Annotated in this window: 18 protein-coding genes; 7 read left to right on the top strand and 11 right to left on the bottom strand. The window is 63.1% G+C overall.

All coding sequences use genetic code 11. The annotated features are described in order from the left end of the window. Nucleotides 1-17 precede the first annotated feature (17 nt). The 5 genes from NKH12_RS04685 to NKH12_RS04665 all read right to left on the bottom strand — a co-directional run bounded on the left by NKH12_RS04685 (nt 18) and on the right by NKH12_RS04665 (nt 6,615). Entirely contained in the window at nt 18-1,661 is a 1,644-nt protein-coding gene (locus NKH12_RS04685; RefSeq protein ID WP_352952048.1) for an ABC transporter ATP-binding protein, read from the bottom strand. Then, on the bottom strand, nt 1,658-2,527 hold the full coding sequence (locus tag NKH12_RS04680; RefSeq protein ID WP_352952047.1) for an ABC transporter permease: 870 nt from the start codon (nt 2,525-2,527) through the stop codon (nt 1,658-1,660). The genes NKH12_RS04685 and NKH12_RS04680 overlap by 4 nt, the downstream gene beginning before the upstream one ends. Then, nucleotides 2,524-3,471 (bottom strand): ABC transporter permease, encoded by a 948-nt coding sequence (locus tag NKH12_RS04675; protein WP_352952046.1) that lies wholly within the window; start codon nt 3,469-3,471, stop codon nt 2,524-2,526. The genes NKH12_RS04680 and NKH12_RS04675 overlap by 4 nt, the downstream gene beginning before the upstream one ends. A gap of 254 nt (nt 3,472-3,725) precedes the next feature. After that, entirely contained in the window at nt 3,726-5,204 is a 1,479-nt protein-coding gene (locus tag NKH12_RS04670) for an ABC transporter substrate-binding protein (RefSeq protein ID WP_352952045.1), read from the bottom strand. 130 nt (nt 5,205-5,334) lie between these two features. Continuing rightward, nucleotides 5,335-6,615, bottom strand: coding sequence for an acetylornithine deacetylase/succinyl-diaminopimelate desuccinylase family protein (locus tag NKH12_RS04665; RefSeq protein ID WP_352952044.1), 1,281 nt, complete (start codon nt 6,613-6,615; stop codon nt 5,335-5,337). A gap of 247 nt (nt 6,616-6,862) precedes the next feature. On the opposite strand from NKH12_RS04665, the gene NKH12_RS04660 reads away from it, so the two are divergent. The 4 genes from NKH12_RS04660 (at nt 6,863) to NKH12_RS04645 (ending at nt 11,710) form a co-directional block, all read left to right on the top strand. Continuing rightward, the gene (locus NKH12_RS04660; RefSeq protein ID WP_352952043.1) at nt 6,863-7,291 is read left to right on the top strand and encodes a L,D-transpeptidase; all 429 of its coding nucleotides are present in this window, start codon (nt 6,863-6,865) and stop codon (nt 7,289-7,291) included. 224 nt (nt 7,292-7,515) lie between these two features. Continuing rightward, entirely contained in the window at nt 7,516-8,598 is a 1,083-nt protein-coding gene (locus NKH12_RS04655; protein ID WP_352952042.1) for a substrate-binding domain-containing protein, read from the top strand. An 84-nt stretch (nt 8,599-8,682) separates the two neighbouring features. Continuing rightward, nucleotides 8,683-10,938, top strand: a complete 2,256-nt coding sequence (locus NKH12_RS04650; protein WP_352952041.1) for an ABC transporter permease — start codon at nt 8,683-8,685, stop codon at nt 10,936-10,938. Further along, entirely contained in the window at nt 10,931-11,710 is a 780-nt protein-coding gene (locus NKH12_RS04645) for an ATP-binding cassette domain-containing protein (protein WP_352952040.1), read from the top strand. The genes NKH12_RS04650 and NKH12_RS04645 overlap by 8 nt, the downstream gene beginning before the upstream one ends. 293 nt (nt 11,711-12,003) lie before the next feature. Here NKH12_RS04645 and NKH12_RS04640 read toward each other — a convergent pair whose 3' ends face one another. From NKH12_RS04640 to NKH12_RS04615, 6 genes are all read right to left on the bottom strand, one after another. Further along, nucleotides 12,004-12,999 (bottom strand): lipid A biosynthesis lauroyl acyltransferase, encoded by a 996-nt coding sequence (locus NKH12_RS04640; protein ID WP_352952039.1) that lies wholly within the window; start codon nt 12,997-12,999, stop codon nt 12,004-12,006. Between the two features lie 37 nt (nt 13,000-13,036). Further along, nucleotides 13,037-14,065 (bottom strand): zinc-binding dehydrogenase, encoded by a 1,029-nt coding sequence (locus NKH12_RS04635; RefSeq protein WP_352952038.1) that lies wholly within the window; start codon nt 14,063-14,065, stop codon nt 13,037-13,039. Nucleotides 14,066-14,103: 38 nt separating this feature from the next. Next, nucleotides 14,104-15,375, bottom strand: a complete 1,272-nt coding sequence (locus NKH12_RS04630; RefSeq protein WP_352952037.1) for a beta-ketoacyl-ACP synthase — start codon at nt 15,373-15,375, stop codon at nt 14,104-14,106. Nucleotides 15,376-15,395: 20 nt separating this feature from the next. Beyond that, nucleotides 15,396-16,583, bottom strand: coding sequence for a beta-ketoacyl-ACP synthase (locus tag NKH12_RS04625; RefSeq protein ID WP_352952036.1), 1,188 nt, complete (start codon nt 16,581-16,583; stop codon nt 15,396-15,398). 55 nt (nt 16,584-16,638) lie between these two features. Then, a complete protein-coding gene (locus tag NKH12_RS04620; protein ID WP_006335407.1) occupies nt 16,639-16,920 on the bottom strand; it encodes an acyl carrier protein in 282 nt (93 codons plus the stop codon). Between the two features lie 1,020 nt (nt 16,921-17,940). Continuing rightward, on the bottom strand, nt 17,941-18,489 hold the full coding sequence (locus tag NKH12_RS04615) for a histidine phosphatase family protein (protein ID WP_352952035.1): 549 nt from the start codon (nt 18,487-18,489) through the stop codon (nt 17,941-17,943). A gap of 166 nt (nt 18,490-18,655) precedes the next feature. Here NKH12_RS04615 and NKH12_RS04610 point away from each other — a divergent pair, with 166 nt between their 5' ends. From NKH12_RS04610 to NKH12_RS04600, 3 genes are all read left to right on the top strand, one after another. Then, nucleotides 18,656-19,603: an AEC family transporter gene (locus NKH12_RS04610; RefSeq protein WP_352952034.1), complete on the top strand. Its 948-nt coding sequence runs from the start codon at nt 18,656-18,658 to the stop codon at nt 19,601-19,603. Nucleotides 19,604-19,806: 203 nt separating this feature from the next. Continuing rightward, the gene (locus NKH12_RS04605; protein ID WP_352952033.1) at nt 19,807-21,264 is read left to right on the top strand and encodes an NAD-dependent succinate-semialdehyde dehydrogenase; all 1,458 of its coding nucleotides are present in this window, start codon (nt 19,807-19,809) and stop codon (nt 21,262-21,264) included. Nucleotides 21,265-21,349: 85 nt separating this feature from the next. Then, nucleotides 21,350-22,381, top strand: a complete 1,032-nt coding sequence (locus NKH12_RS04600) for an aldose epimerase family protein (RefSeq protein ID WP_352952032.1) — start codon at nt 21,350-21,352, stop codon at nt 22,379-22,381. Nucleotides 22,382-22,533 lie beyond the last annotated feature (152 nt).

Below are 22,533 nucleotides of genomic sequence, written 5' to 3'. Positions count from 1 at the left end.
CTCTGACGGTCGGCTGTTCACCCCTGTTCCTGTAACCGCCGAGCAATCGCGCGGTGTAGGTCTGGGGCGGCAGCGACCAGCGCCTTCGCGGCTTCGGACTGCGGATGGTCGAGAACCTCGCTCGTCCTGCCGCGCTCGACGATCTTGCCGTCATGCATGATCATCACCTGGTCGGTGATGGCGCGGGCAACGGTCAGATCGTGGGTGATGAACAGATAGGCAACGCCTAGCTTCTGGTTGAGCTCGGCGAACAGGTCGAGAATCTGGGCGCGGATCGAGACGTCGAGCGCCGAGACCGGCTCGTCGGCGACGACCAGTTTGGGGCGGGTGATGATGGCGCGGGCGATCGACAGGCGCTGGCGCTGGCCGCCCGAAAATTCGTGCGGATATTTATCCATGTCGCGTGGGCTGAGACCGACCTCGTGCAAGGCCTTTGCCACCATCTCGCGCCGCTCCGTGTTCGTCGGCTTCTTCTCCAGGACATGCAGTGGCTCGGCGACCAGTTTTTCGACCTTCTGGCGCGGATCGAAGGAGCCGTAAGGGTCCTGGAACACCACCTGCATGTCGCGGCGCGCCGGCTTGAGCTCCGCCTCGCTCTTGCCGGTGATGACCTGGCCGCGAAACCGGATCGTTCCCGATGTCGGCCCGTCCAGCGCCAACACCATGCGGGCAAGCGTGGACTTGCCGCAGCCGGAACGCCCGACCAGCGCCACCGACTGGCCGGGATCAATCGAGAACGAGACATCGTCGACGGCGCGGATCGAGGCCGCCCGCTTCAACAGCGATTTGCGGCGTCCCGGATAGTCCCGCGTCACGTTGTCTACCTGAAGAAGAGGTTTGGCAACCTGGAGCAGGGGGTTGTCTTGGCCGACCTCGTGTGTCCTGGCACGCGCCGGCACATGCGTCGAGGCCTGCGCCAGTTGTCGCGTGTAGGGATGAAGCTGTTCTGACAAGGTACGCGCCGTGTCGCCGGCCTCCATCACTTCGCCGTGGCGCAGGATGGTGATGCGCTCCGCCATTTCGGTCACCACCGCAAGGTCGTGCGAGATCAAGAGCAGGCCCATGCGGTTTTCTGCGACCAGGTCGCGCAACAGGTCGAGGATCTGCGCCTGCAGCACGACGTCGAGCGCCGTCGTCGGCTCGTCGGCGATCAGCAGCTTGGGTTTCAGTGCGCAGGCAATGGCGATGACGACGCGCTGGCGCTGGCCGCCGGAAAGCTCGTGCGGATAGCGCGACAGCGGGAATTGCGCTGAGGGCAGGCCGACCCGGTCGAGCATTTTTCGCGCGCTGTCCTCGGCGTCGGCATGGCTTGTCCTGGTGTGCCAGCGTATGCCTTCGGCGACCTGCTCGCCAATGGTCTTGACCGGGTTGAGTGCCGTCATCGGCTCCTGGAAAACCATGCCGATATCGTCGCCGCGCAGCGCGCACATCTGGTCTTCGCTGGCCGCAAGGATGTCGATGCCGTCGAAGACGACGCGCCCGGTGGCGCGCGCCGCCGAGGGCAGAAGCCGCATCACCGTCAGCGCGGTAATCGACTTGCCTGAACCGGATTCGCCGACCAGTCCCATCACCTCGCCGGGCGCAACTGAGAGCTCGACATACCTCAGGATCGGCGTGTCGCCGATGCTCAGCGAAAGGTTCTCGATTTCGAGCAGGCTCATCGCTGCCGCCGCGACCGGGGATCGAGGATGTCGGCAATACCGTCGCCGAGCAGGTTCAGGCCAAGCACCGTGATTGCGATCGCCATGCCTGGAAAGATCGCCATCCACGGCGCCGCCACCATGCGGGTCTGCGCATCGAACAGCATCCGGCCCCAGCTCGGCATCGGTGGCTGTGTGCCGAGCCCGAGATAGGAAAGCCCGGCTTCGGCCAGGATGCCGAGCGCGAACTGGATGGTGCCTTGCACCAGGAGCAAAGTGACGATGTTGGGGAGCACATGCTCCAGCGTGATCAGTGTTTTGCCTTTGCCGGCGGCGCGCGCGGCGAGGATGAATTCGCGCGGCCATATCGCCAGCGCGCCGGCCCGGGCGACGCGGGCGAAGACCGGGATGTTGAAGATGCCGATGGCGATGATGGCGTTGAGCGCGCCCGGCCCGAAGATGGCGGTGATCATGATCGCCGAGAGCAGGGCAGGGAAGGCGAAGACGAGATCGTTGAGCCGCATCACCGCTTCGTCGACGATGCCGCCGCGCGCCGCGGCGAAGGCGCCGAGCGGCACGCCGACGCCCATGCCGATGCCGACCGCCACCAGCGCTACGGCGATCGAGTTGCGGGCGCCGACCATGATCATCGACAGGATGTCGCGGCCGAAATGGTCGGTGCCGAACCAGTGCGCCGGCGAGGGTGCCTGGGTCTTGTCGGCGATGATCAGCCTGGTGACGTCAAAAGGCGTCCAGAAGAACGAGACGATGGCGACCGCTGCCACCACTATGGTGATGACGAAGCCGGCGAGGAACGAGCGGTTAGTGAAGGCTTTGACGAGGATGTCGGCAAAATTTTCCTCTGGGATGTCGAAGCGCAGCGTCATTGGCGGCTTCTCAGGCGCGGATCGACGACCGCATAGGAGAGATCGACGAGCAGGTTGACCGCGATGACGGCGGCGACCAGCAGCATGACGACGCTTTCGACGACGATCAGGTCGCGCTGGGTGATCGCCTGGAACACGAGCCGGCCAAGGCCGGGCAGGTAAAAGACGTTTTCGATGATGATGGTGCCGGCGAGCAGGAAGGCGAACTGCAGGCCGAGAATGGTCAGCACCGGGATCATGGCGTTGCGCAGCGCGTGCCGCCACAGCACCGTGCGATAGGGCAGGCCCTTGGCGCGGGCGGTGCGGATATAGTCCTCGTCCAGCACTTCGATCAGCGCCGAGCGGGTGACGCGGGCGAGGATCGCCGCTTGCGGCAGAGCGAGCGCGATCGCCGGCAGGACCAGCGATTTCAGCGCCGGCCAGACGCCGGCGCTCCAACCGGGAAAACCGCCTGATGGCACCAGCCGCAGCCAAACCGCAAACAGGTAGATCAGCATCAGCGCGAACCAGAAGTTCGGCACGGCGACGCCAAGCTGGGCGGCACCCATCGCAATCGTGTCGCCGGCCCGTCCGTGCCTGCCGGCTGAAAACAGCCCGACCGGAATGGCAATGATGGTGGACAGCGCCAGCGCGATCAGCGCCAGCGGCAGCGAGACGACGACGCGCTCGCGGACCAGGTCGATGACCGGCACCGAATAGGTGTAGGAACGGCCGAAATCGAGGCTCAGCAAGCCGCCGGCCCAGTGCAGATAACGCAGCGCAAGGTGCGCGTTGAGACCCATCTGGTTGCGCAGCAGCTCGACCTGGTCGGCGCTGGCGTTCATGCCCAGCATCAGCCGCGCCGGGTCACCGGGAATGATCTCCAGCACGGCAAAGACCACCATCGAGGCCAGAACCAGCGTGATCAGCGCGACGGCAAGGCGCTTGAGGACATAGACGGTCATGGGGGGAGGACCGCAGGTCCGCTCAGCGCGACAACTGGATGAAGGTCGCGTTCCCGCCAACCCCCCTCTGTCCTGCCGGACATCTCCCCCGCAAGGGGGGGGATTGCGCGCTCAGCCGCTTTCGCCAATTTTGAACGTGGTAGGAGAGGCATGCCGCCGAAACTGCCGATCTCCCCCCTTGCGGGGGAGATGCCCGGCAGGGCAGAGGGGGGTGGGAAGGATCGCAAGCTTCGCCTCTTTGGCCAGCAGCCGCCTCACTCGGTCCACTTCACTTTGGTCAGGTCGTTGGCCTGGATCGGGGCGTTTTCCCAAAAACCCTTGAGCTTGGCGTCCCAAACGCCGGCTTTCGGCAGTTCGTAGAGGAAGCCGACCACGGCATCGTCGGCCAGTATCTTCTGCGCCTCGCCGAGCAGCGTCATGCGCTTGGCCTCGTCGGAGGTGTGGTTCAGATCGGCGATGATCTTGTCGAACATCGGATTGTCGTAGTTGAAGTAATAATCCTTGCGCGAATAGATATCGATGTCGTTGGGCTCGGTGTGGGAGACGATGGTCAGGTCGTAGTCCTTCTTGGTGAAGACCTGGTCCAGCCACTGCGCCCATTCCACGGGCACGATTTCCAGCTGGATGCCGACGTCGCGAAGCTGCGACGCGATGATCTCGCCGCCAAGCCGCGCATAGGAAGGCGGCGGCAGTTTCAGTGTCGCCTTGAAGCCGTTCTCCAGGCCGGCTTCCTGCAAGAGTTCCCTGGCCTTCTCGACATTGTGCGGGTAGACGCCGGTGAGGTCGACATAGGCTTTGTTGGCGGGCGACATGTGCGAGCCGATCTGCACACCCAAACCGGCCGAGGCGCCGTCGATGATCGCCTTGCGGTCGAGCGCAAACGAGATCGCCTGCCTGACCTGCAGCTTGTCGAAAGGCGGCTTCTTGTTGTTGATCGATAGGATGGTTTCGCCCTCGGTCGAGCCGATCACCACCTTGAAGCGCGGATCGCCCTGGACCTGGGCGACACTGTCAGGGTCAAAGAAAGGGAAGGCCTGAACATCGCCGGAAAGCAGCGCCGGCACCGCGGCTGCGGCATCGGGAACGATGCGGAATTCCGCCTTGTCGAGGGACACCGGGGCGCCCCAGTAAGTATCGGACTTGATCAGCGTGATCGACGAGCCCTTGGCCCAGTTCTGGAACCTGAACGGCCCGGTGCCGACAGGTTGTTCCTTGTTGGTGTCGGCTGTCTCCGGTGCGACGATGACCGCGTCGCCCCAGCCCATATTGTAAAGGAACGAACTTTGCGGGTTCTTCAGCGTGATCCTGACCGTCGCCGGATCGGCCACCTCAACCGTATCGATGGCGGCGAACAGGCCCTTTTGTGCGTTGACGGAGTTGTCGGCACGGGCGCGGTCGAGCGAGAATTTCACGTCGTCGGCATTGAAGTCGGTGCCGTCATGGAATTTGACGCCGGTATGCAGCTTGAAGGTGTAGACCTTGCCGTCGTCGGAAATCGTCCAGCTTTCGGCGAGATCCGGTATCACCTCGCCGTTCGGACCGATGCGGGTCAGCCCCTCGAACACATTGGCGTAAAGCACTTCATCAATTGCCGCCGCAGCACCCGCGGTCGGATCGAGATGCGGAGGTTCGAGCGTGATGCCGATGACCAGATCGGTTCGTGCGGCAAACGCCGAGGCGCCAGTGGCCAGCACCAGGCCCGCAGCTGTGAGAATGGTTTTCCACAATTTCATCGTGCAGCTCCCGATATGCTCAAAAAAATCCTCAAAACCCGATGGATAGAAGCGTGATTTCGCCGAGGAGTAAATTGCGTTTCGTGCTTTCCGGCAGCGCCGGCAGGAATGTTTTTCCGCCCATCACCGACTACCGAGCGCCCGCGCCCCTAAGCAGCACGTTGAGCCCGATGGCCATCACCTTGGCCGATTCGACCATGTCTGATATCCCCACCCATTCGTCGGGCCTGTGGGCGAGGTCGAGAATGCCCGGGCCATAGGCGATGCAGTCGTAGATGTGGCCGATGCGGGCAATGTGCTTCTGGTCGTAGGTGCCGGGCGAGATCACGTAGTCGGGCTCGCGGTCGAATATCGCCATGATGCCTTGCGCCACCGCCTTGACCACCGGCGCATCGCGCTCGGTCATCAGCGGCAGCACCTCCATGAGATCGCGGATCTCGTAGTCGAATTTCTTGCGCTCGCGCTTCAGCCGGTCGAGGATATCAGTCACCTCGCTTTTGACCGTGCCGAGATCCTCTTCGAGCAGGAAGCGGCGGTCGATGATCAGCCGGCAGGAATCGGGGACGTTGGGCGAGGGCAGGCCGGGCCGGAAATCCTCCGTCTGGCCGCCGTGGATCGAGTTGATGTTCATGGTCGAGCGCTTTGCCCCGTCGGGCACGACCGGCATGCGCGTCACCTTGCGGTCGAGCGCCGGGAACAGCTCGTCCTCGAAAGCGCTTAGCACAGCGCCCATATGGCGCACCGCGTTGTCGCCGAGGAACGGCATCGAGCCGTGCGCGATCTCGCCCTTGGTCTCGATCTCCGCCCACCACACGCCGCGATGGCCAAGGCAGATGCGGTCCTTGTTCAACGGCTCGGGGATGATGACGTGGTCGACCTTAGGCTTGGAGAAATAGCCTGACTTGGCCAGATGGGCGACGCCGCCAAAGCCGCCGGACTCCTCGTCGACCGTGCCCGATATTTCGATAGCGCCCGGAAAATCGGGGAAGACCTCGATGAAGGTTTCGACGGCGATGATCGACGAGGCCAAGCCCCCTTTCATGTCGCAGGCGCCGCGGCCATAGACCTTGCCATCCCTAACAATGCCGGCGAAGGGATCGAGGCTCCAGCCGTCGCCGGCTTCGACCACGTCGATATGCGAGTTGAAATGCACGCAGGCGCCGGGCGAGCGACCATCGAAGCGGGCGACGACGTTGACGCGCGGGTAGCGATCGGTGTCGCCGCGCGTGCCTTCGGCGCGGATGAATTCGACTTCGAAACCGCGCTTCTTCAGCCGCGCTCCGATGTATTCGGCGCATGGCCGGTAGGCTTCGCCGGGCGGATTGATGGTCGGAAAGCGGATCAGGTCGACGGTCAGCGCGATCAGGTCGTCGACCCGATCATCGACCGCTTTCAGGAGCCGTTCACTCATTTTGTTCATTCGGCGAATTGAGCAGCCAACGATGCGTTTTGGCAAGCCTGTTGGCGGATCGCGCCCTAGTTACGTGGTTACGTGGCTACGTGTCGTCACGGCAACTATCACGGGAAATCGTTCAAATTCGCTGCTTTGGATTGGTGAATTCGTCAGAGGTGTGTGGTTACCTCATTCACTTACGATTAAAAAGATGAAGAATAGCGTAAAGGCAGGCAGGCAAGGGCAATCAAAGGGGTTTGATCGCATGAAAAAGACCGTTCTCATGGCAGCGTTACTGGTGACGATGCTGTTCGGTTCTTCGGTCGAGGGCTGGGCAGCCAAGCTGGTTGCCAAGATCGACGTGTCATCGCAGACGATGACTGTAAGATACGGTCAGGCGGTTTACCGATGGCGCGTATCCACGGCGCGCAAGGGTTATATCACGCCGCGCGGCAGCTACCGGCCGCAACGAACGGCACGGATGTGGTATTCGCGCAAATATGACATGTCGCCGATGCCTCATTCGGTGTTCTACCGCGGCGGCTATGCCATCCATGGCACGGGCGCGGTGAGATCTCTCGGGCGCCCGGCCTCGCATGGCTGCGTCCGGCTGCACCCAACCAATGCCGCCGCTTTCTATTCGATGGTGCGGCAAGCCGGATTCCGCAACACGCGGATCGTCGTGACCAACTAACTTTAGGTGGTTGCAAGCTCGCGGTTCCTACAAGAAGTCAGAACGGGCGCTTCTTGTGAAGCGACGCCGGCTTTTCCGCTCTGAACCAATTCGTCGGTGAAAGTGGGAGCACTATTTACGTGGGCGAGCTTTGGGCAGAATATACCGGGTGGGAGGAAGCATTCGGAATCCCTGAATAGTGCGCCTGAACGGCTTCCGACCGTTGGTTGCAAGGGAGGATAATCATGAAACGTATTTTCTCGCTCGCGGCGGGTGCCGCGGCGTTATCGCTCGGCGTATCGAACGCCTACGCACAATCGGGCGGCGTCGATAAGGCGGTCGGCGGCTACAGCTTCGAAGAAGCCGCAAAGGAGGCCCCCGGTACCAAGGACTTCCATTCGGCCGATGGTCACCTCACATTCGCTATCGTGACACACACTGCCGGCAATGGCTTCTTCGATCCGGTCTACGTCGGCGCGACCGTCGCCGGCAACCTGATCGGCGCCAAGGTCCTGCTGCTCGGCTCGGAATCGCCGACCGACGACCCTGCCCGCGAGATCGAAATCCTGAACCAGATCGTGCAGGATCCGACGATCGACGGGCTGATCATGACAACGCCCCAGGTCGGCGCCTATAACGACATCGTCAAGGCCGCCGAGGCGAAGGGCATACCGGTCGCTACGACCAATTCCTTTGACGGCACGCTCCTCAACCGCAGCGGCATCGGCCACACCGGCCAGGACGCCTCCGCTGCCGCAATCGCCGGCGAGGCGCTCGTCAAGTGCCTCGCGGACAAGGGTATCGAGAAGGGTTCGATCGTCCTGCCGTCGTCGACCGCAATGGGCAACATCGAGGTGAACAACCGCGTCACTTCGGCTTTCAACGCCATCGTCAAGGGCTTGAAGGATGCCGGCAAGCTTGATGCCTTCAAGGTCGACGCGGGTCCGGAGAACACCGGTATCGACACCAATCCGAATGATCCGGTGAACGGCATCGTGACGCTGTTCGAATCGCGAGGCGACGTCGTTGGCGCGTTCGCCGGCAACAACGTGTTCACGCCGGCGCTTGCCAAGGCCGTCGCTCAGACCGGACTGACCGGCAAGATCTGCGCCTACGGTTTCGACCTCGGCCCGGCCCAGCAGGATGCGATGAAGAGCGGCGATCTGACCGGCGCGCTCGGGCAGCAGCCGTTCTTGCAGGGCTTCTGGCCGGTCATGCAACTCTATCTGGAGATCGATCGCGGCATCGCGGCGTCCAACCTCGACACACGCGCCCAACTGGTGACGAAGGAGACCGTCGAGAAAGTCGGCAAGCGCTTCGAGAACTGAGGCCGCTCGGAACGTCTGAAATCATTGCGGGAGGGCGCAAGCTCTCCCGCAATGCGGCAGCAGGGAAATCGACCAGAAGAGACCATGGCGCTTACCGCGACCACATCACTCGGCCGTGCGCCGTCCCAGATTGTCGGCGGCTGGGAGGTGGGGCTCGTTGCCTTGCTTTTGCTGCTCTATCTCGGCGGCGCTCTCGTCAATCCCGCGTTCTTCGGGTCAACAGGGGCGTTTCACTCGCTGCTCCGCGACACCTCGCGGGTTGCCATCATCGCGGTCGGTGTGACCTTCGTCATCGTCAATAAGGACCTCGATCTTTCGGTCGGTTCAACTTACGGCCTAGTCGCCGTCGTCTTCGCCAGGCTGTTCGCGCCGAGTTTTCTTGACCTCGGCATCGTCCCCTCGGTGATCCTCTGCGTGCTTCTCGGTGTGTTGATCGGTCTCGTCAATGGCGTGCTCGTCACCATCCTGAAAGTGCCTGCATTCATCGCCACGCTTACGATACTTTTCATCGGCCGTGGCTTCGTGCTGGCGCTCACTCACGGCCAGGCGATCTACTATCCTGCCAAGGCGACCGGCTATCCGCTTTTTTTTCACCTCGGCGAGACTAACCTCCTCGGCTTCAACAATCAGATTGTGATCTTCGTCGTTGTCGCCGTGATCGGCGCCTATGTGCTCGCCAAGACGCGCTGGGGATACGAGACCTTCGCCACCGGCGGCAACGAGCAGGCGGCGTCCTATGCCGGCATCCCGACCAACTGGGTGCGCATCCGAGCCTACCTGATCTCCTCGCTCTGCGCCGCGCTAGCCGGCCTGATGTCAGCTGCCCAGGACAAGGGCGTGACGCCCCTCTACGGCGTCAGTGGTGAACTGATCGTCATTGCCGCCGTGATCATCGGCGGCGCCTCGATCCTCGGCGGCCGCGGCCGGGTCGCCGGATCCTGCCTTGGCGCCCTGCTGGTAGTGCTGCTCGACAAGGTGTTGCGCGAGGGTTGGCCGATCACGCGCACCATCAAGATCGGCGACGAGGAGATCACGGTCAACGCCGTCTTCTCGCTGCCGGTCGGCGCGGTGCCGGTGTTCCTCGGTCTGCTGCTCGTCGTCGCGGTGCTCATCGAGCCCTATCTCATCCGCCGCCAGGTGGCAGGGCGCCTCTGGGCCTGGCTCCGCGGCCGGCCGCCGCCACCGGCCTACGAGATCGGCGGCATCGCGATCGAGGGAGTGCAGACCAAGGGGGCAATGGCGACCGACATGGCGCTGTCGGCCACCGGGTTCGGCAAGTTCCTCGCCCGGCGCGACGCGCTCGCCATCATCCTGACCGTGCTCCTGTGGTTGACCGGCCTCGCGCTCCGGCCGGACTACTGGTGGAACCTGTCCAACAGCTTCGCGATCCTGCTCAACTACACCGAGCTTGCGCTGATCACCATCGGGCTCACCTACGTCATCGCCGCCGGCGATATCGATCTCTCCGTCGGCGCGGTGCTCGCCCTCGCCGGCAGCACCGCCGCCTATTTTCTCAAAGTTCTCGGCGCCGACCCCGTGACCGCCGTGGCGATGGGCCTGCTCGCGGGCATGTGCGCCGGCCTCGTCAACGCGATCGTCACCGTCGGCTTCAAGCTGCCGGCCTTCATCGCCACGCTCGGCATGTTCTACATCGCCCGCGGCCTCGCCGCTTGGTTCGTCGCCGGGCAGCAGCTCACCGGCTGGCCCGAGGGCTACAACCTGCTTGGCCGCAAGGTGAACGACATCCTGCTGCACTACCGCATCTCGCTGCCGGACGGGCCGCTGCGCTCGATCGCCGAGGTGGTGAGCGTCCAGACCATCTGGATGCTGTTCGTCGCCGTCATTGCCGGCGTCGTGCTTGCCTATATGCCATTCGGGCAGAAGGTCTATGCGACCGGCGGCAACATTCGCGCCGCCGCCTATGCCGGGATCAACACCAACCGGGTGCGGTTCCTCGCGCTTATGCTGGCGGCGCTCTGCGCGACAATGGCCGGGATCATCAACGTCGCCTACTTCCGCAGCTTCAACCCGGTGGCCGGCCAGTTCCGCGAGCTCGACGCCATCGCTTCGGTGATCATCGGCGGCGGTTCGATCTTCGGCGGCTACGGCACCGTGATCGGGGCGCTCGCCGGGGCGGCGGTGATCACCCTGATCCGGGCGCTGCTGCAGCTCAACGTCCAGGGCTTCACCATGCCGCAGCACTGGATCAACGTCTTCATCGGCGGCATCCTGATCGTGGCGGTGCTGATCGACATCTGGGTGCGCCAGGCCAACATCTTCGGCCGCCTGCGGGCGCGCCTCGCACGGCGCACAAGAACGGCGGAGACCACCCATGCGTGACCCGACCACACCTGCACCGATCGTAGAAATGCGGGGCATCGAAAAAGCCTTCGGTGCGGTGCAGGCGCTCCGCAACGTCGACCTCGTGCTCTATCCCGGCGAGATCCTGGGCCTCGTCGGCGACAACTCGGCCGGCAAATCGACGCTGATGAAGATCCTGACCGGCGCCTACCAGCGCGACGCCGGCGAGGTCTGCGTCGCCGGGCAGCCGGTGCACTTCAAGAGCCCGCACGAAAGCCGCGACGCCGGCATCGAGATGATCTACCAGGATTTCGCTCTTTGCGGGAATATGGATGTCGGTCAGAACATCTTTCTTGGCCGTTGGCCGCGCAGGGGCCTTTTCGTCAATCGGCGGAAAATGTACGCGGAAGCCGACAGCGTGCTGAAGCGGCTCAAGGTCGACGTGAACTCCGTTTATCAAAAGGTCGAGAGCCTGTCGGGCGGCCGCCAGCAATCTGTGGCGATTGCCCGCGCAATCTCCTTCCAGCCGCGCGTGGTGATCCTCGACGAGCCGACCGCCAATCTCTCGGTGATGGCGACCGAGCGGCTGCTCGAGACCATGCTGGAACTGAAAAAGCAGGGCGTTGCCCAGATCATCATCTCCCACCGCCTCGTTGACATCTTCGCTGTGGGCGACCGCGTGATGGTGCTGAAACGCGGCGAGAACGTCGGCGATCGCTACATCAAAAACACCGACGAGCATGAGGTCCTCGAGATCATCGTCTCCGGCACGCGAGAGCACGCACTTACGGCCGATGAGGCGAGGCTTTGACCGATCAGGTTCACTTTTCTCCAGGGGTGGCTGTCAAACAGCCCTTTCATTGCGGACGTGCTTAAGGATTGGCGGTGAAACTTGCCGCGCCGAAAGACCGAAACTTGAAACAAGCTGTCAGGCCGCCATCGAGCGATCCGACCGAAACAAAAAAACCCGCCTCAGCGGGCGGGTCGTCGGATCAACATTATGCTTAAATTCCTAGCATAACTGCCGTCACCTGTCAAGCCGAAACTATCCACAGTTGCAGGGCAATCGCTTCACACCTGCGCTGCCTCCCATTGTCCTGCCGCTCAAGCGGCTTCGCCGCGCTGTCTCGCCCGTTGACGCTTCCTGCGCGGGCCGCTGATTTCCCATCTTTTGTGAAACCACATCCACTGGCCGGGATCCTCGCGCACCCAGCGCTCGACCACGTCGTTGAGCAGCTGGGTGGTGCCGTGGACGTCGACACTGCCGCCGGCGGTGCGCGGCAAGGTCAGTTTGTCCTCGATCTCGAGCCGGAAGCGGTTGCCCGGCAAGCGCACGCAGCGCGCCGGATAGACATCGCAATCATAGTGCCGCGCCAGGGTGCCCAGAACCCGGTTGCTCTCGCATGGGCGGCCGAAGAATGTCGTTTCGAGCCCGCTCGAGAATTTCTGGTCGACGAGCACGCCGATATTGCCGCCTTTCTCCAGAATGGCCGCCAGCGCGAATGAAGCACCGGTCGAGGAGGGCAGAAGCGAGCCCATGGTCGAGCGGCGCGTCGAGAGGATGTAGTCGGCAAGGTAAGGGTTGTTGGGCGGACGAAACAGCGCCGTGATGTTCATGCCGAAAGTGGCTGCCGCCACCGGAAGCAGTTCGAAGTTGCCAAGATGCCCGGTGAAGATGATATGCGGTTTTTGCTCGCCGGCGATCTCGACGAAATGATCGACGCCGCGGACCTCGACGCGGCCCGGTTTCGTCGCGGCGGGATCGTAGTCGAACAGGGCGTCGAGAAAAATGTATTCCGCGGCGAGTCGGGCCATGTTGCCCCACATGTCGGACGCGATGGCCTGGATCTCGCTGTCGCTCTTTTCCGGGTAGGCGTTGCGCAGATTGGCGATGGCGACGTTGTGGCGTCCCACCCACGGACCAATGCGGCGGGCGGAGCGGTCGGCGAAATTTAGCGCGCTGTCGACTGGCAGCAGACGCAGCACCCAGATCATCGTCATCGCAAGGCGCGCAAGCAGCCAGTAGTTGAACTGGCGCAGCCGTCTGCCGTGGCGGAACGCCAAGTCCCGGCGGAGCTTCTTGAAGGCGTTGCCGACCATTCCTAGCCCATGATGTTTTTAGACAGCAACATCACGGTCAGCCGACGCGCAGGATGATCTTGCCGAACACGTCACGGCCTTCCATGCGCTTCAGCGCGGCCTCGATGTCGCCGAAGCCGACTTCGGTGTCGATAACCGGAGAAACCAGCCCTGCCGCCATTTTCTGCATGGCGTCTGCCATGTTTTCCATGCGGCAGCCGAAGGAGCCGAGCAGCTTCAGCTGCTGCTGGAACAATTGCATCAGATTGATCTGCGTCGACACGCCCGAAGTCGAGCCGCAGGTCACCAGGCGGCCGCCGCGTTTCAGGCACAGCATAGAGGCGGCAAAGGTGTCGGCGCCGACATGCTCAAAGACGACGTCGACGCCCTTCTTCTTCGTCAGCTTGCGCACGACGCCTTCGAAACGGTCCTCGCGATAGTTGATGACATGGTCGGCGCCAAGCGTGGTCGCCTTGTCGATCTTGTCGTTTGAGCCAACCGTGGTGATCACGGTGCAGCCCATTTTCTTCGCCAGCTGGATCGCGGCGGAGCCGATGCCGGAGCCGCCGGCATGGATGAGGATGATTTCGCCGGGCTGCAGCCTGGCATTGTCGAACAGCATGTGTTCGACCGTGCCGAAGGTGACGGGCGCGACGGCCGCGCCAATGTCCGTCACGCCGGGAGGGGCAGGGACCAGCAAGCGCGCCGGCAGGTTTATCTTCTCTTGCGCAAAGCCATCGAGATGGAAGCCGTGAACGCCCGAGACATGTTCGCAGAGATTGTCGCGGCCTTCGCGGCAGGCACGGCAAAGCCCGCAGGTGCGCGCACCGTAGATCGAGACCAGCTGCCCGGGTACAAGGCTGGAAACGCCGGGGCCGACCGCCTCGACCTCGCCGGAGGCTTCGGCGCCGACGACCAGCGGCAGCTTGCGCTTGGCGAAGGCCATGCCGCGCCAGCCCCAGACGTCGATGTGGTTGAGCGCCACGGCCTTGATGCGCAGCGTCACTTCGCCCAGCGCAGGCTGCGGCGGAGGCGGCAGGTCCACCGTTTCAAGGCGGCGGTCCTCGATAAGTTGCAATGCGCGCATTGAGCCTGTCGGTTCTGTTGAGCGGGAAAAAGGCCCGCTTAGACTGGTTCCCGCGCCATGACAAGGCAGGTATTCTGGCCGCCGAAGCCGAAGGAGTTCGACAGCACCGTGCCGACCTCGGCGTTGCGCTTCTGGTTCGGCACCACGTCGAGCACGATCGCCGGATCGGGATTGTCGTAATTGATGGTTGGCGGGATGACGCTTTCGCGCATGGTCATCAGCGAAAATGCGGCCTCGACGGCGCCGGCCGCCGACAACGTATGGCCGATCATCGACTTGTTCGACGAGATCGGCATCGAGCCGATCCGCTCGCCGAACACGGTCGACAGCGACAGGTGCTCCATCTTGTCGTTTTCCGGCGTCGAGGTGCCGTGAGCGTTGACATAATCGATCTCGTCTTCGCCCAGGCCGGCATCGGCGAGGGCGGCGCGAACCGCGGCGATCGCCGGCGAGCCGTCCGGCTTCGAGCGGGTGCGGTGGAAATCGTCGGCCTTTTCGCCGCAACCACGCAGGATGCCGAGGATGTTTGCACCACGGGCGAGTGCCGCCTCCAGCGATTCCAATACCAGCGCGCCAGAACCCTCAGCGAGGACAAAACCGTCGCGATCCTTGGAGAAGGGTTTTGACGCCTTTTCGGGGATGTCGTTATGGGTGGAGAGCGCGGAAAGCAGCGAGAAACGGATCAGCGCCTCCGCGGTCGCCGAACCGTCGGCGCCGATCGACAGCGCCCTGTCGCATTCGCCGCGGCGGATCGCCTCGACGCCGAGCTGGATCGAGGTGGCGCCCGAGGCGCAGGCCGTCGACAGCGTGATCGGCAGGCCGCGCGTCCCAAAGCGGTCGGCGAGCCGGTCGGCGATCGAACCGAACTGGGTGGTCTCGAAGACGTCGAGTTCCTTCAAGCCGCGCGCCACCCGAAGCAGCCGTTCGGCGCCGATGTCGTGCTTGTCGGAATTGTAGAGCGAAAAGCGCTCGCTCCAGTCGAGTTCGACCGGCGGCGAGGCGAGGAAAAGCGGCCCGCCGAAAGCGCCCGAATTAAGGCCGGCTTCGGCCACGGCTTCCTGCGCGGCGATCTCGGCGAGATCGTAGGTAAGAACGCTGGCGCCCTTGGAGCTCGACGGCAGGAAATCGACCATGCCGGAGATGCGGGTGTTCAGATGGTCGACCGGAAAGCGAGTGATCGGATGGATGCCGGACTTGCCCGCGGTGAGCGCTGCCCAATTGTCGGCCTTGCCGACGCCCAGCGACGTCACCACGCCGATGCCGGTGACGGCGACGATCGGCCTGCCCATGTGGTCGTTCAGATTGGCCATATTTTTATCCCTGACACCCTCTAGGCGACGTTGACCAACGCCATGCCCTCGAATTGGTGATAGCCGATCGCCGTTGCAAGGACGGTCCTGGGAACGCCGTTGAACGGCTTCTCTGTGGCGGGGTCAAAAGCCGGGTAGGCGGCCTTGCGTTCGACAGCAAGTGCCGCCAGCGCCACGGCGAAGGGAAACTGCGCTTCCTTCATGTGGCCGGTCAGCGTCGAAAAGCCGCGTGCGGCAATCGCCGGATTGGCGTCGAGCGCCGATTTCTCGGCGGCAGTAGCGGTATGGGCACCCGATGCGCCCGAAATCGTCAGCAACTCGCCGTTCGGCAATGCCGCCTGCCTGAGCAGCGCGGCAATCTCGCCATCGAGTTCGCCCTGCCGGCGTTTCGCGCGTCCGGATATGACCGGGCCGAGTTCGGCATAGATCTTTCGCCCGCGGCTGATCGCATGTTCGCGCTGTTCCAGGACGAGAAATGCGCCGCCAGATCCAGTCACCACGCCACCGCCGTCCAGGCCCTGTCTCTGCCAGACCGGCCTCCAGGGGCCGCGATGCAGGTAGCCGGCCAGTTCATAGCCAAGCAGCATGTCGGAATGTTCGGTCTGGAAGGCGCCGCCGACCAGGATATGCGTCGACTGGCCGGAGCGGATGCGCGCGGCGGCCGTCTCAACGGCGGCGACGCCGGCGCCTTCCTCGCCCATGAAGGTGCGCGACGAGCCGGTCACCTTGTGGACGATCGAGATGTTGCCGGCGAGCAGGTTGGAAAGCTGCGCCAGAAAAAGCGTCGGCCGCAATTCGGTGGTCAGCTTCTCGTTGAGCAGCACGTCGCGATCGTTGCGGCTTTCGGACGCGGCGAGAATGTCGGCGTCGACCGCCTCGTCGCGCTCGCCGCCGCCGGCAGCCACCACCATGTCCATGGTCGTGCAGAGTTCGTCATTGCCCTTGATGCCGGCATCGTCGAGCGCCATGCCGGCGGCGTAGGTGCCGAGCCGCTGCCAGGTTTCCATCTGCCGCTGGTCGCCGCGCTTGGCGATCTGCAGGTTCCAGTCGATCTCCGGCAGCGGGTGCACGGTATAGGGCGAGAAGCGCGATGCTTCGAGCACGGGTTCCCGGCCGGGCTGGGCGAGTTTGCGCCAATGCGCATCCGGACCTTCGCCCAGCGAAGAGACAAGGCCGATGCCTGATATGACGACGTGATGGGAGCTCATGGCGGCCGTTGTGGGTCAGGCTTGAAGGCGCAACAAGATCGCGGGCTGAAGCATTTCAGGCGTTCTTGGCCGCGACCAGAGCGTCGATTTTGGCGCACAGGTTCTTCATGACGAAGTAATCGTCGGTCGAGGCCTTGCCGTCATTGACCTCTTGCGTCCACTTTTCCAACGGCACCTTGATGCCGAATTCCTTGTCGATGGCAAAGACGATGTCGAGGAAGTCGAGGCTGTCGATGCCGAGATCGTCGATAGTGTGGCTTTCAGGGGTGATCGTGTCGATATCGATCTCACTGGTGTCGGCGATGATCTTGGCGACTTTGTCGAACGTGGTGGACAAGGGCTTTTCCTTCGGTTGCGGGCGGAATCTGTCCGCATGTGTTTGCGCGCTGTCTAATCGGTTTTTCCGGGCAGGAAAAGGCCTGATACGCCGGGCGCAGATGGGGTGGCTGTTCTGCCAGGGCAATAGGGGTTGCCGGAACCTCCCGGCGATATGCCGCAACCATCCCATCTCTCCTCATTGCGTGAAGGTGCTCCGGGCCTTGGCGAAACATCGCGACATGGCGCAGCGGACAGCCACCGTCTGGCGGAAATCGACGGGGAGGGGGATGACCAGCCATCTTGAGCGCAGCCACAGCATCGTGCTTTCGATGCTTCTCCCGTCTAGCGAACGCGAACGTCCGTTCGGGCAGCGAGCGGCGCGACCGAATTTGCCACAGCTACACACCTTGCCGATATCGATTCTGGCCGCGAGGCGCAGTAATCATTAACGTGGGAGAAGTAGTGAGATATTGACACGAGGTGCGAAAAAGCAACGCCAATACAGCTGATTAGTTACGACGTAGGTACTCTCGCAGATATGGTATTGGCCGTCCGGGGATTCCTGTACACGGTCCCGTGGGATGATGAAATTATGCGGCAGGTAAGTGTAACCACCGTCTATCCTGGACCGCACCGAAGACCGAGGTATGGCGCGGCAATCAGAACCACCGCAACACTTGAATTTCGTCTGTGGGTCAACCTTGTCTTCGTACCAATCGTGGGCGTTAGCGGCTGTCGCGGTGGCGATACACATTGCCGTGAAGATTAATCTTCGCATGGCATTCCTCAAGTATTTGGCAGCCGCTGCTCGTTCGAGCGTCTATGTATATTAGCGTTCCATTAAAAATACCATTGGCCTCCGACTGACTAACGCAGCTCCAGCAAGCGACGCTCGCAACTGAAAGACCGCAACGGGTCACGGCTTCCCCTTCAACTTTCTCCGAATAAGTGCCAGAGAAGGTCGGAACCGGTATTCCGCTTAGGGTACCAGCGCTAGATTTTCACCACTAGCGAACGCTTCAACCGTCTCCAGCGCAGATTAGAAGGTGACGCGGCCGAGCACGCGCAGGCCGTCGCCTTGCAGCTCGACGATCACGGCTTCGCCTTCGCGCGGCGAGATTCCGGTGAGCGCCATGATGTTCTCCAGATGGGTGACCATGACCACATTGTCGGAACCGGAATAGCCGCGGATCTCGTTCATGATCGCCTCGAGCTGGGCGGCTTTCTCGCTCGCGTCTGTCTTCAGCAGGTCAAGCGGCGCGAACGGTTCGGGTTCCGCCCTGAAAGCGATGCGGGCCGTGTCGAGGCAACGGCAATAGCGGCTGGACAGCATGCGCTCGATGGGCGCGGCGCGCGCGGCGAACAGCGCGCCGATCTTGCGCGCCTGCTGCTTGCCGCGCACCGAGAGGTTGACCTGGGTCGCGCATTTCTCGATGTCGAAATTCGCCGGATCGGTGGTGCCGGTGACCATGGCATGGCGAAGCAGCACCACATGTCCACCGTCGCGCAACAGCGCCCAGCCGGCTTCAGTCGCATGGGCCGACGCGGGAGTGACGAGCAGCAATAGCGCCAGCATAAATCGAAGCATCAGACGTCCTTTTTCGGTCACCGGAGGTGAGTCCGGTGACCGCCTATAGGGACGGCAAAGCCGGCTGAAAAACAAGGCACGACCAATCCCGGCTGTTTGCGAGAACAGACCGCTTCGTAAGACGGAGCGATTGCGCTGCAATCCCGGCTCGCCTATCAGGAGAAAAATGTCTCCACTCATCGAAACCGTCCTTTTTGTCTTCGGCCTTGTCGCGCTCGGCTATCTGGCCGGGCTCACTGGCTATCTGAAGGCCGAGGCGGGCGAGGCCATCGCCGAATTCGCCGTCGGGGTGGCGATGCCGCTGCTTCTGTTCCGCACCATGGTCAACGCCGATTTCCATGGCACCGCGCCCTGGTTGTTCTGGGGAGCCTATTTCGCGGCTGCCGCAGTCACGTGGACCGCAGGCCACCTGGTCATCACGCGGGTGTTCGGGCGCGACGCGCGTGCCGGGGTCGTTGGCGGCGTGTCGTCGGCTTTTTCCAATCTCGTCCTGCTCGGCATCCCGTTCGTCCTCGGCACTTTCGGGCCAAATGGATTCGAAGTGCTGTCGCTGCTGATTTCCGTGCATCTGCCGACGATGATCATGGCGTCGATCATCCTGTTTGAAATCTTTGGCCGCGGGGACGAGCACGTGCATCCGCTGCGCATCGTCCGGCGTTTCTTTCGAAAGCTTTTCTCCAATCCGCTGATCGTCGGCATCCTGGCCGGATGGGTATGGCGTATCACCGGCCTGCCACTGCCGGCGCTGGCCGTGCGGCTGGTCGATGCGTTGGCCAACATCGCCGGACCGGTCGCGCTGTTTGCCATGGGGCTTGGCTTGTGCCGTTTCGGCATCTCCGGCAACGTGCGGCCGGCGCTGGCGCTGTCGGCGCTGAAGCTGTTGCTGATGCCGGCCGTTGCACTCGGCCTGGTCTGGCTGTTTGGCCTGCCGCCGCTGTCGGCGAAGGTGGCGGTCGTGGCGGCCGCGCTGCCATCCGGGGTCAATTCCTATCTGATTGCGACGCAGTTCAACACCGGCCAGGCACTGGCATCGAACCAGATGACCATCGCTACCGCGTGTGCGGTCGTCACCACAGCGTTCTGGCTGACGGTGGTGGTCCACGTGTTTGGATAGCAGCGTGTTTGGATAGCAATTCGGGCGCAACTTGGCCTCGCCTTGAGCTGGCCCAAACCCTATATGCCATCTTGCGATTGATTGCGGAGCTTGCCCTAGGTAAAGAGCAGTGGCTCCAGGCGTGCCGGCATCGATGCCATTGCGCACGCCCACCAAAGAAATCCAGATAGCGGCCCGTCAGCGCGCCGAACGGAGGCTAGACCATGCTTCAGAAAACCAGCCATTTCATGCGCCAGGCCAATCTCATCAATGGCGAGTGGGTGCAGGCCGACAGCGGCCAGACGGTCGACGTCAACAATCCGGCCACCGGCCTCAAGATCGGCACCGTGCCGAAGTCGGGCAAGGTCGAGACGCGCCGCGCCATCGAAGCTGCCGACGCCGCCTTCCAGACATGGCGAAAGACCACCGCGCTCGAGCGTTCGAAGCTGTTGCGCAAGCTGCATGATGCCATGATGGACAACCAGGACGTGCTGGCCGAGCTGCTGACCATCGAGCAGGGCAAGTCGCTGTTCGAATCGAAGGGCGAGATCGGTTCGGCGGCGTCTTACATATTGTGGTTCGCCGAGGAAGGCCGCCGCACCTATGGCGATGTCGTGCCATCGCCCTGGGCTGACCGCCGCATCCTGGTGACCAAGGAGCCGGTCGGCGTCATCGCCGCCATCACGCCGTGGAATTTCCCGTCCTCGATGCTGGCCCGCAAACTCGGCCCAGCACTTGCCGCCGGTTGCACCGCGGTGGTCAAACCTGCGTCGCAGACGCCTTATTCCGGCCTCGCCTGGGGCGCGCTCGCGGAGGAAGTCGGCTTCCCCAAAGGCGTCATCAACATCCTGACCGGCGCCGCCGGTGAGATCGGCGACGAGATCTGCGCCAACCCGCTGGTCAAGAAGATCACCTTCACCGGCTCGACCGAAGTCGGCAAGATCCTGATCCAGAAGTCGTCCGTCACCGTCAAGAAGGTGTCGATGGAGCTCGGCGGCAACGCGCCGTTCCTCGTCTTCGACGACGCCGACATCGAGCGTGCCGTCGCCGGCGCGATCACCGCCAAATACCGCAATTCCGGCCAGACCTGCGTCTGCACCAATCGCTTCCTGGTCCAGGCTGGTGTCTACGACAAGTTCGTCGAAAAGCTCGTCGCCGCCAGCAACGGGCTGAAGGTCGGTTCCGGCCTCGATGACGGCGTGCAGCAGGGGCCGCTGATCGACGAGAAGGCGGTGGAAAAGGTCGAGGAGCTGATCGCCGACGCCACCGCCAAGGGCGGCAAGGTCATCGCCGGCGGCAAGCGCCATGCGCTGGGCGGTTCGTTCTTCCAGCCGACGGTGATCGCCGATGCGACGCCGACGATGCGTTTTATGAAGGAAGAGATCTTTGGCCCGGTAGCACCAGTGTTCAAGTTCGAAACCGAAGAGGAGGCGATCGCACTCGCTAACGATACCGAGTTCGGCCTCGCTTGCTATTTCTACACCGGCGATCTCGGCCGCGCCTTCCGGGTCATGGAAGGGCTGAAATACGGCATGGTCGGCGTCAATGAAGGCCTCATCACCACGCCTGAGGCGCCGTTCGGCGGCGTCAAGGAATCGGGCCTCGGCAAGGAAGGCGGACATCAGGGCATCGAGGACTATCTCGACACCAAATATGTCTGCATCGGCGGCCTCGGCCTCTGATTGGGCAGGGTCTGTTGACTGCCAATGGACCCAAGCCGGCCCGAAAGGCCAGGCGGGGATCGATCAACCAACTGGCGTTTCGGGCATGACGATGAAGGACGGCGAGGTTTTCGGCACGACGCAAGCGGGCGAAGCCATCCGCCGCTTCAGCATCCGCGGCGGCGGTCTCACCGCCAATATAATCGGGCTGGGCGCCATCATCCAGGATCTGCGCCTGGCCGGCCACGATGCGCCGCTGGTGCTCGGCTATGACAGTTTTGAGCCCTATGAAACGGATACGGCCTTCTTCGGCGCCGTCGTCGGACGCTATGCCAACCGCATTGGCGATGGCCGCTTCACCATCGCCGGCCAGCGCTACCAGACCGAGCGCAACTTCCTCGACAAGCACACACTGCATGGCGGCTCGCAAGGTTTTTCGCACCGGCCATGGGAGGTTTCGCTGCATGGCAGGGATTTTGTCACGCTGACGCTGCATGATCCCGACGGCACCATGGGCTTTCCCGGCGCGCTCGATGTGACCTGCACCTACAGGTTGAAGATCCCAGGCACGCTCAGCGTCGAGCTGACCGCCACCTGCGAAGAGCCGACGCTGTGCAACCTCACCCAGCATTCCTATTTCAACCTGGACGACGGCGGCGCCGGCGATGTCCTCGATCACCGGCTGATGCTGAACGCCGGCGCCTATCTTCCGGTCGATGGCGACCTGATCCCGACCGGCGTCGTGATGCCGGTCGACGGCACGCCGTTCGATTTCCGCCAGGCGCGGCCGCTGCGCATGGAGAGCGAGGGCAAGCAGCTCCCCTACGACCAGAATTTCTGCCTTGCCTCGACGCGCGGGGCGCTCAAGCTGGCATCATGGGCGCAAGGCGCGAATTCCGGCGTCGAGATGGAGCTGTGGACCACGGAACCGGGCGTCCAGCTCTATACCGGCCAGTATCTGGCGCCAGCTTCGCCAGGGCTCGGGGCGGTTCATTACAAGGCTTATTCGGGCTTCTGCCTGGAGCCGCAGGTCTGGCCGGATGCGCCGAACCGGCCGTACTTCCCGCAGGCGACGCTATGGCCGGGCCAGATCTACCATCATGTGACGGAATACCGGTTCCGACTGCCCGGCGCCTGACGCACGGAGGCCGGTGCCGGCCTTTTGCTGTGCTGACCTTCGGTCCGGAAAGGATCATGCGCAAAGTTCAAAGAGCGTCTCTTGCGCTTCCATTAGACGCGCGACGCTCTCGGATCGGAACCCAATCCACGCTCGCGGAAAAGGGCTGTCGG

The sequence above is a fragment of the Mesorhizobium sp. M1322 genome (genome assembly GCF_040318085.1).
GTDB lineage: Bacteria > Pseudomonadota > Alphaproteobacteria > Rhizobiales > Rhizobiaceae > Mesorhizobium.
Note: the sequence above shows the minus strand (reverse complement) of the source record. Positions and strands in the feature narration are given on the sequence as shown.

Excerpts from the sequence above, each read along its gene's own strand:
- NKH12_RS04615 (WP_352952035.1), bottom strand. The coding sequence starts at position 18,489 with ATGCTTCGATTTATGCTGGCGCTATTGCTGCTCGTCACTCCCGCGTCG.
- NKH12_RS04680 (WP_352952047.1), bottom strand. The coding sequence starts at position 2,527 with ATGACGCTGCGCTTCGACATCCCAGAGGAAAATTTTGCCGACATCCTC.
- NKH12_RS04650 (WP_352952041.1), top strand. The coding sequence starts at position 8,683 with ATGGCGCTTACCGCGACCACATCACTCGGCCGTGCGCCGTCCCAGATT.
- NKH12_RS04640 (WP_352952039.1), bottom strand. The coding sequence starts at position 12,999 with ATGGTCGGCAACGCCTTCAAGAAGCTCCGCCGGGACTTGGCGTTCCGC.
- NKH12_RS04670 (WP_352952045.1), bottom strand. The coding sequence starts at position 5,204 with ATGAAATTGTGGAAAACCATTCTCACAGCTGCGGGCCTGGTGCTGGCC.
- NKH12_RS04635 (WP_352952038.1), bottom strand. The coding sequence starts at position 14,065 with ATGCGCGCATTGCAACTTATCGAGGACCGCCGCCTTGAAACGGTGGAC.
- NKH12_RS04665 (WP_352952044.1), bottom strand. The coding sequence starts at position 6,615 with ATGAGTGAACGGCTCCTGAAAGCGGTCGATGATCGGGTCGACGACCTG.
- NKH12_RS04685 (WP_352952048.1), bottom strand. The coding sequence starts at position 1,661 with ATGAGCCTGCTCGAAATCGAGAACCTTTCGCTGAGCATCGGCGACACG.
- NKH12_RS04675 (WP_352952046.1), bottom strand. The coding sequence starts at position 3,471 with ATGACCGTCTATGTCCTCAAGCGCCTTGCCGTCGCGCTGATCACGCTG.
- NKH12_RS04625 (WP_352952036.1), bottom strand. The coding sequence starts at position 16,583 with ATGAGCTCCCATCACGTCGTCATATCAGGCATCGGCCTTGTCTCTTCG.
- NKH12_RS04630 (WP_352952037.1), bottom strand. The coding sequence starts at position 15,375 with ATGGCCAATCTGAACGACCACATGGGCAGGCCGATCGTCGCCGTCACC.
- NKH12_RS04655 (WP_352952042.1), top strand. The coding sequence starts at position 7,516 with ATGAAACGTATTTTCTCGCTCGCGGCGGGTGCCGCGGCGTTATCGCTC.
- NKH12_RS04660 (WP_352952043.1), top strand. The coding sequence starts at position 6,863 with ATGAAAAAGACCGTTCTCATGGCAGCGTTACTGGTGACGATGCTGTTC.
- NKH12_RS04605 (WP_352952033.1), top strand. The coding sequence starts at position 19,807 with ATGCTTCAGAAAACCAGCCATTTCATGCGCCAGGCCAATCTCATCAAT.
- NKH12_RS04610 (WP_352952034.1), top strand. The coding sequence starts at position 18,656 with ATGTCTCCACTCATCGAAACCGTCCTTTTTGTCTTCGGCCTTGTCGCG.
- NKH12_RS04645 (WP_352952040.1), top strand. The coding sequence starts at position 10,931 with ATGCGTGACCCGACCACACCTGCACCGATCGTAGAAATGCGGGGCATC.
- NKH12_RS04600 (WP_352952032.1), top strand. The coding sequence starts at position 21,350 with ATGACGATGAAGGACGGCGAGGTTTTCGGCACGACGCAAGCGGGCGAA.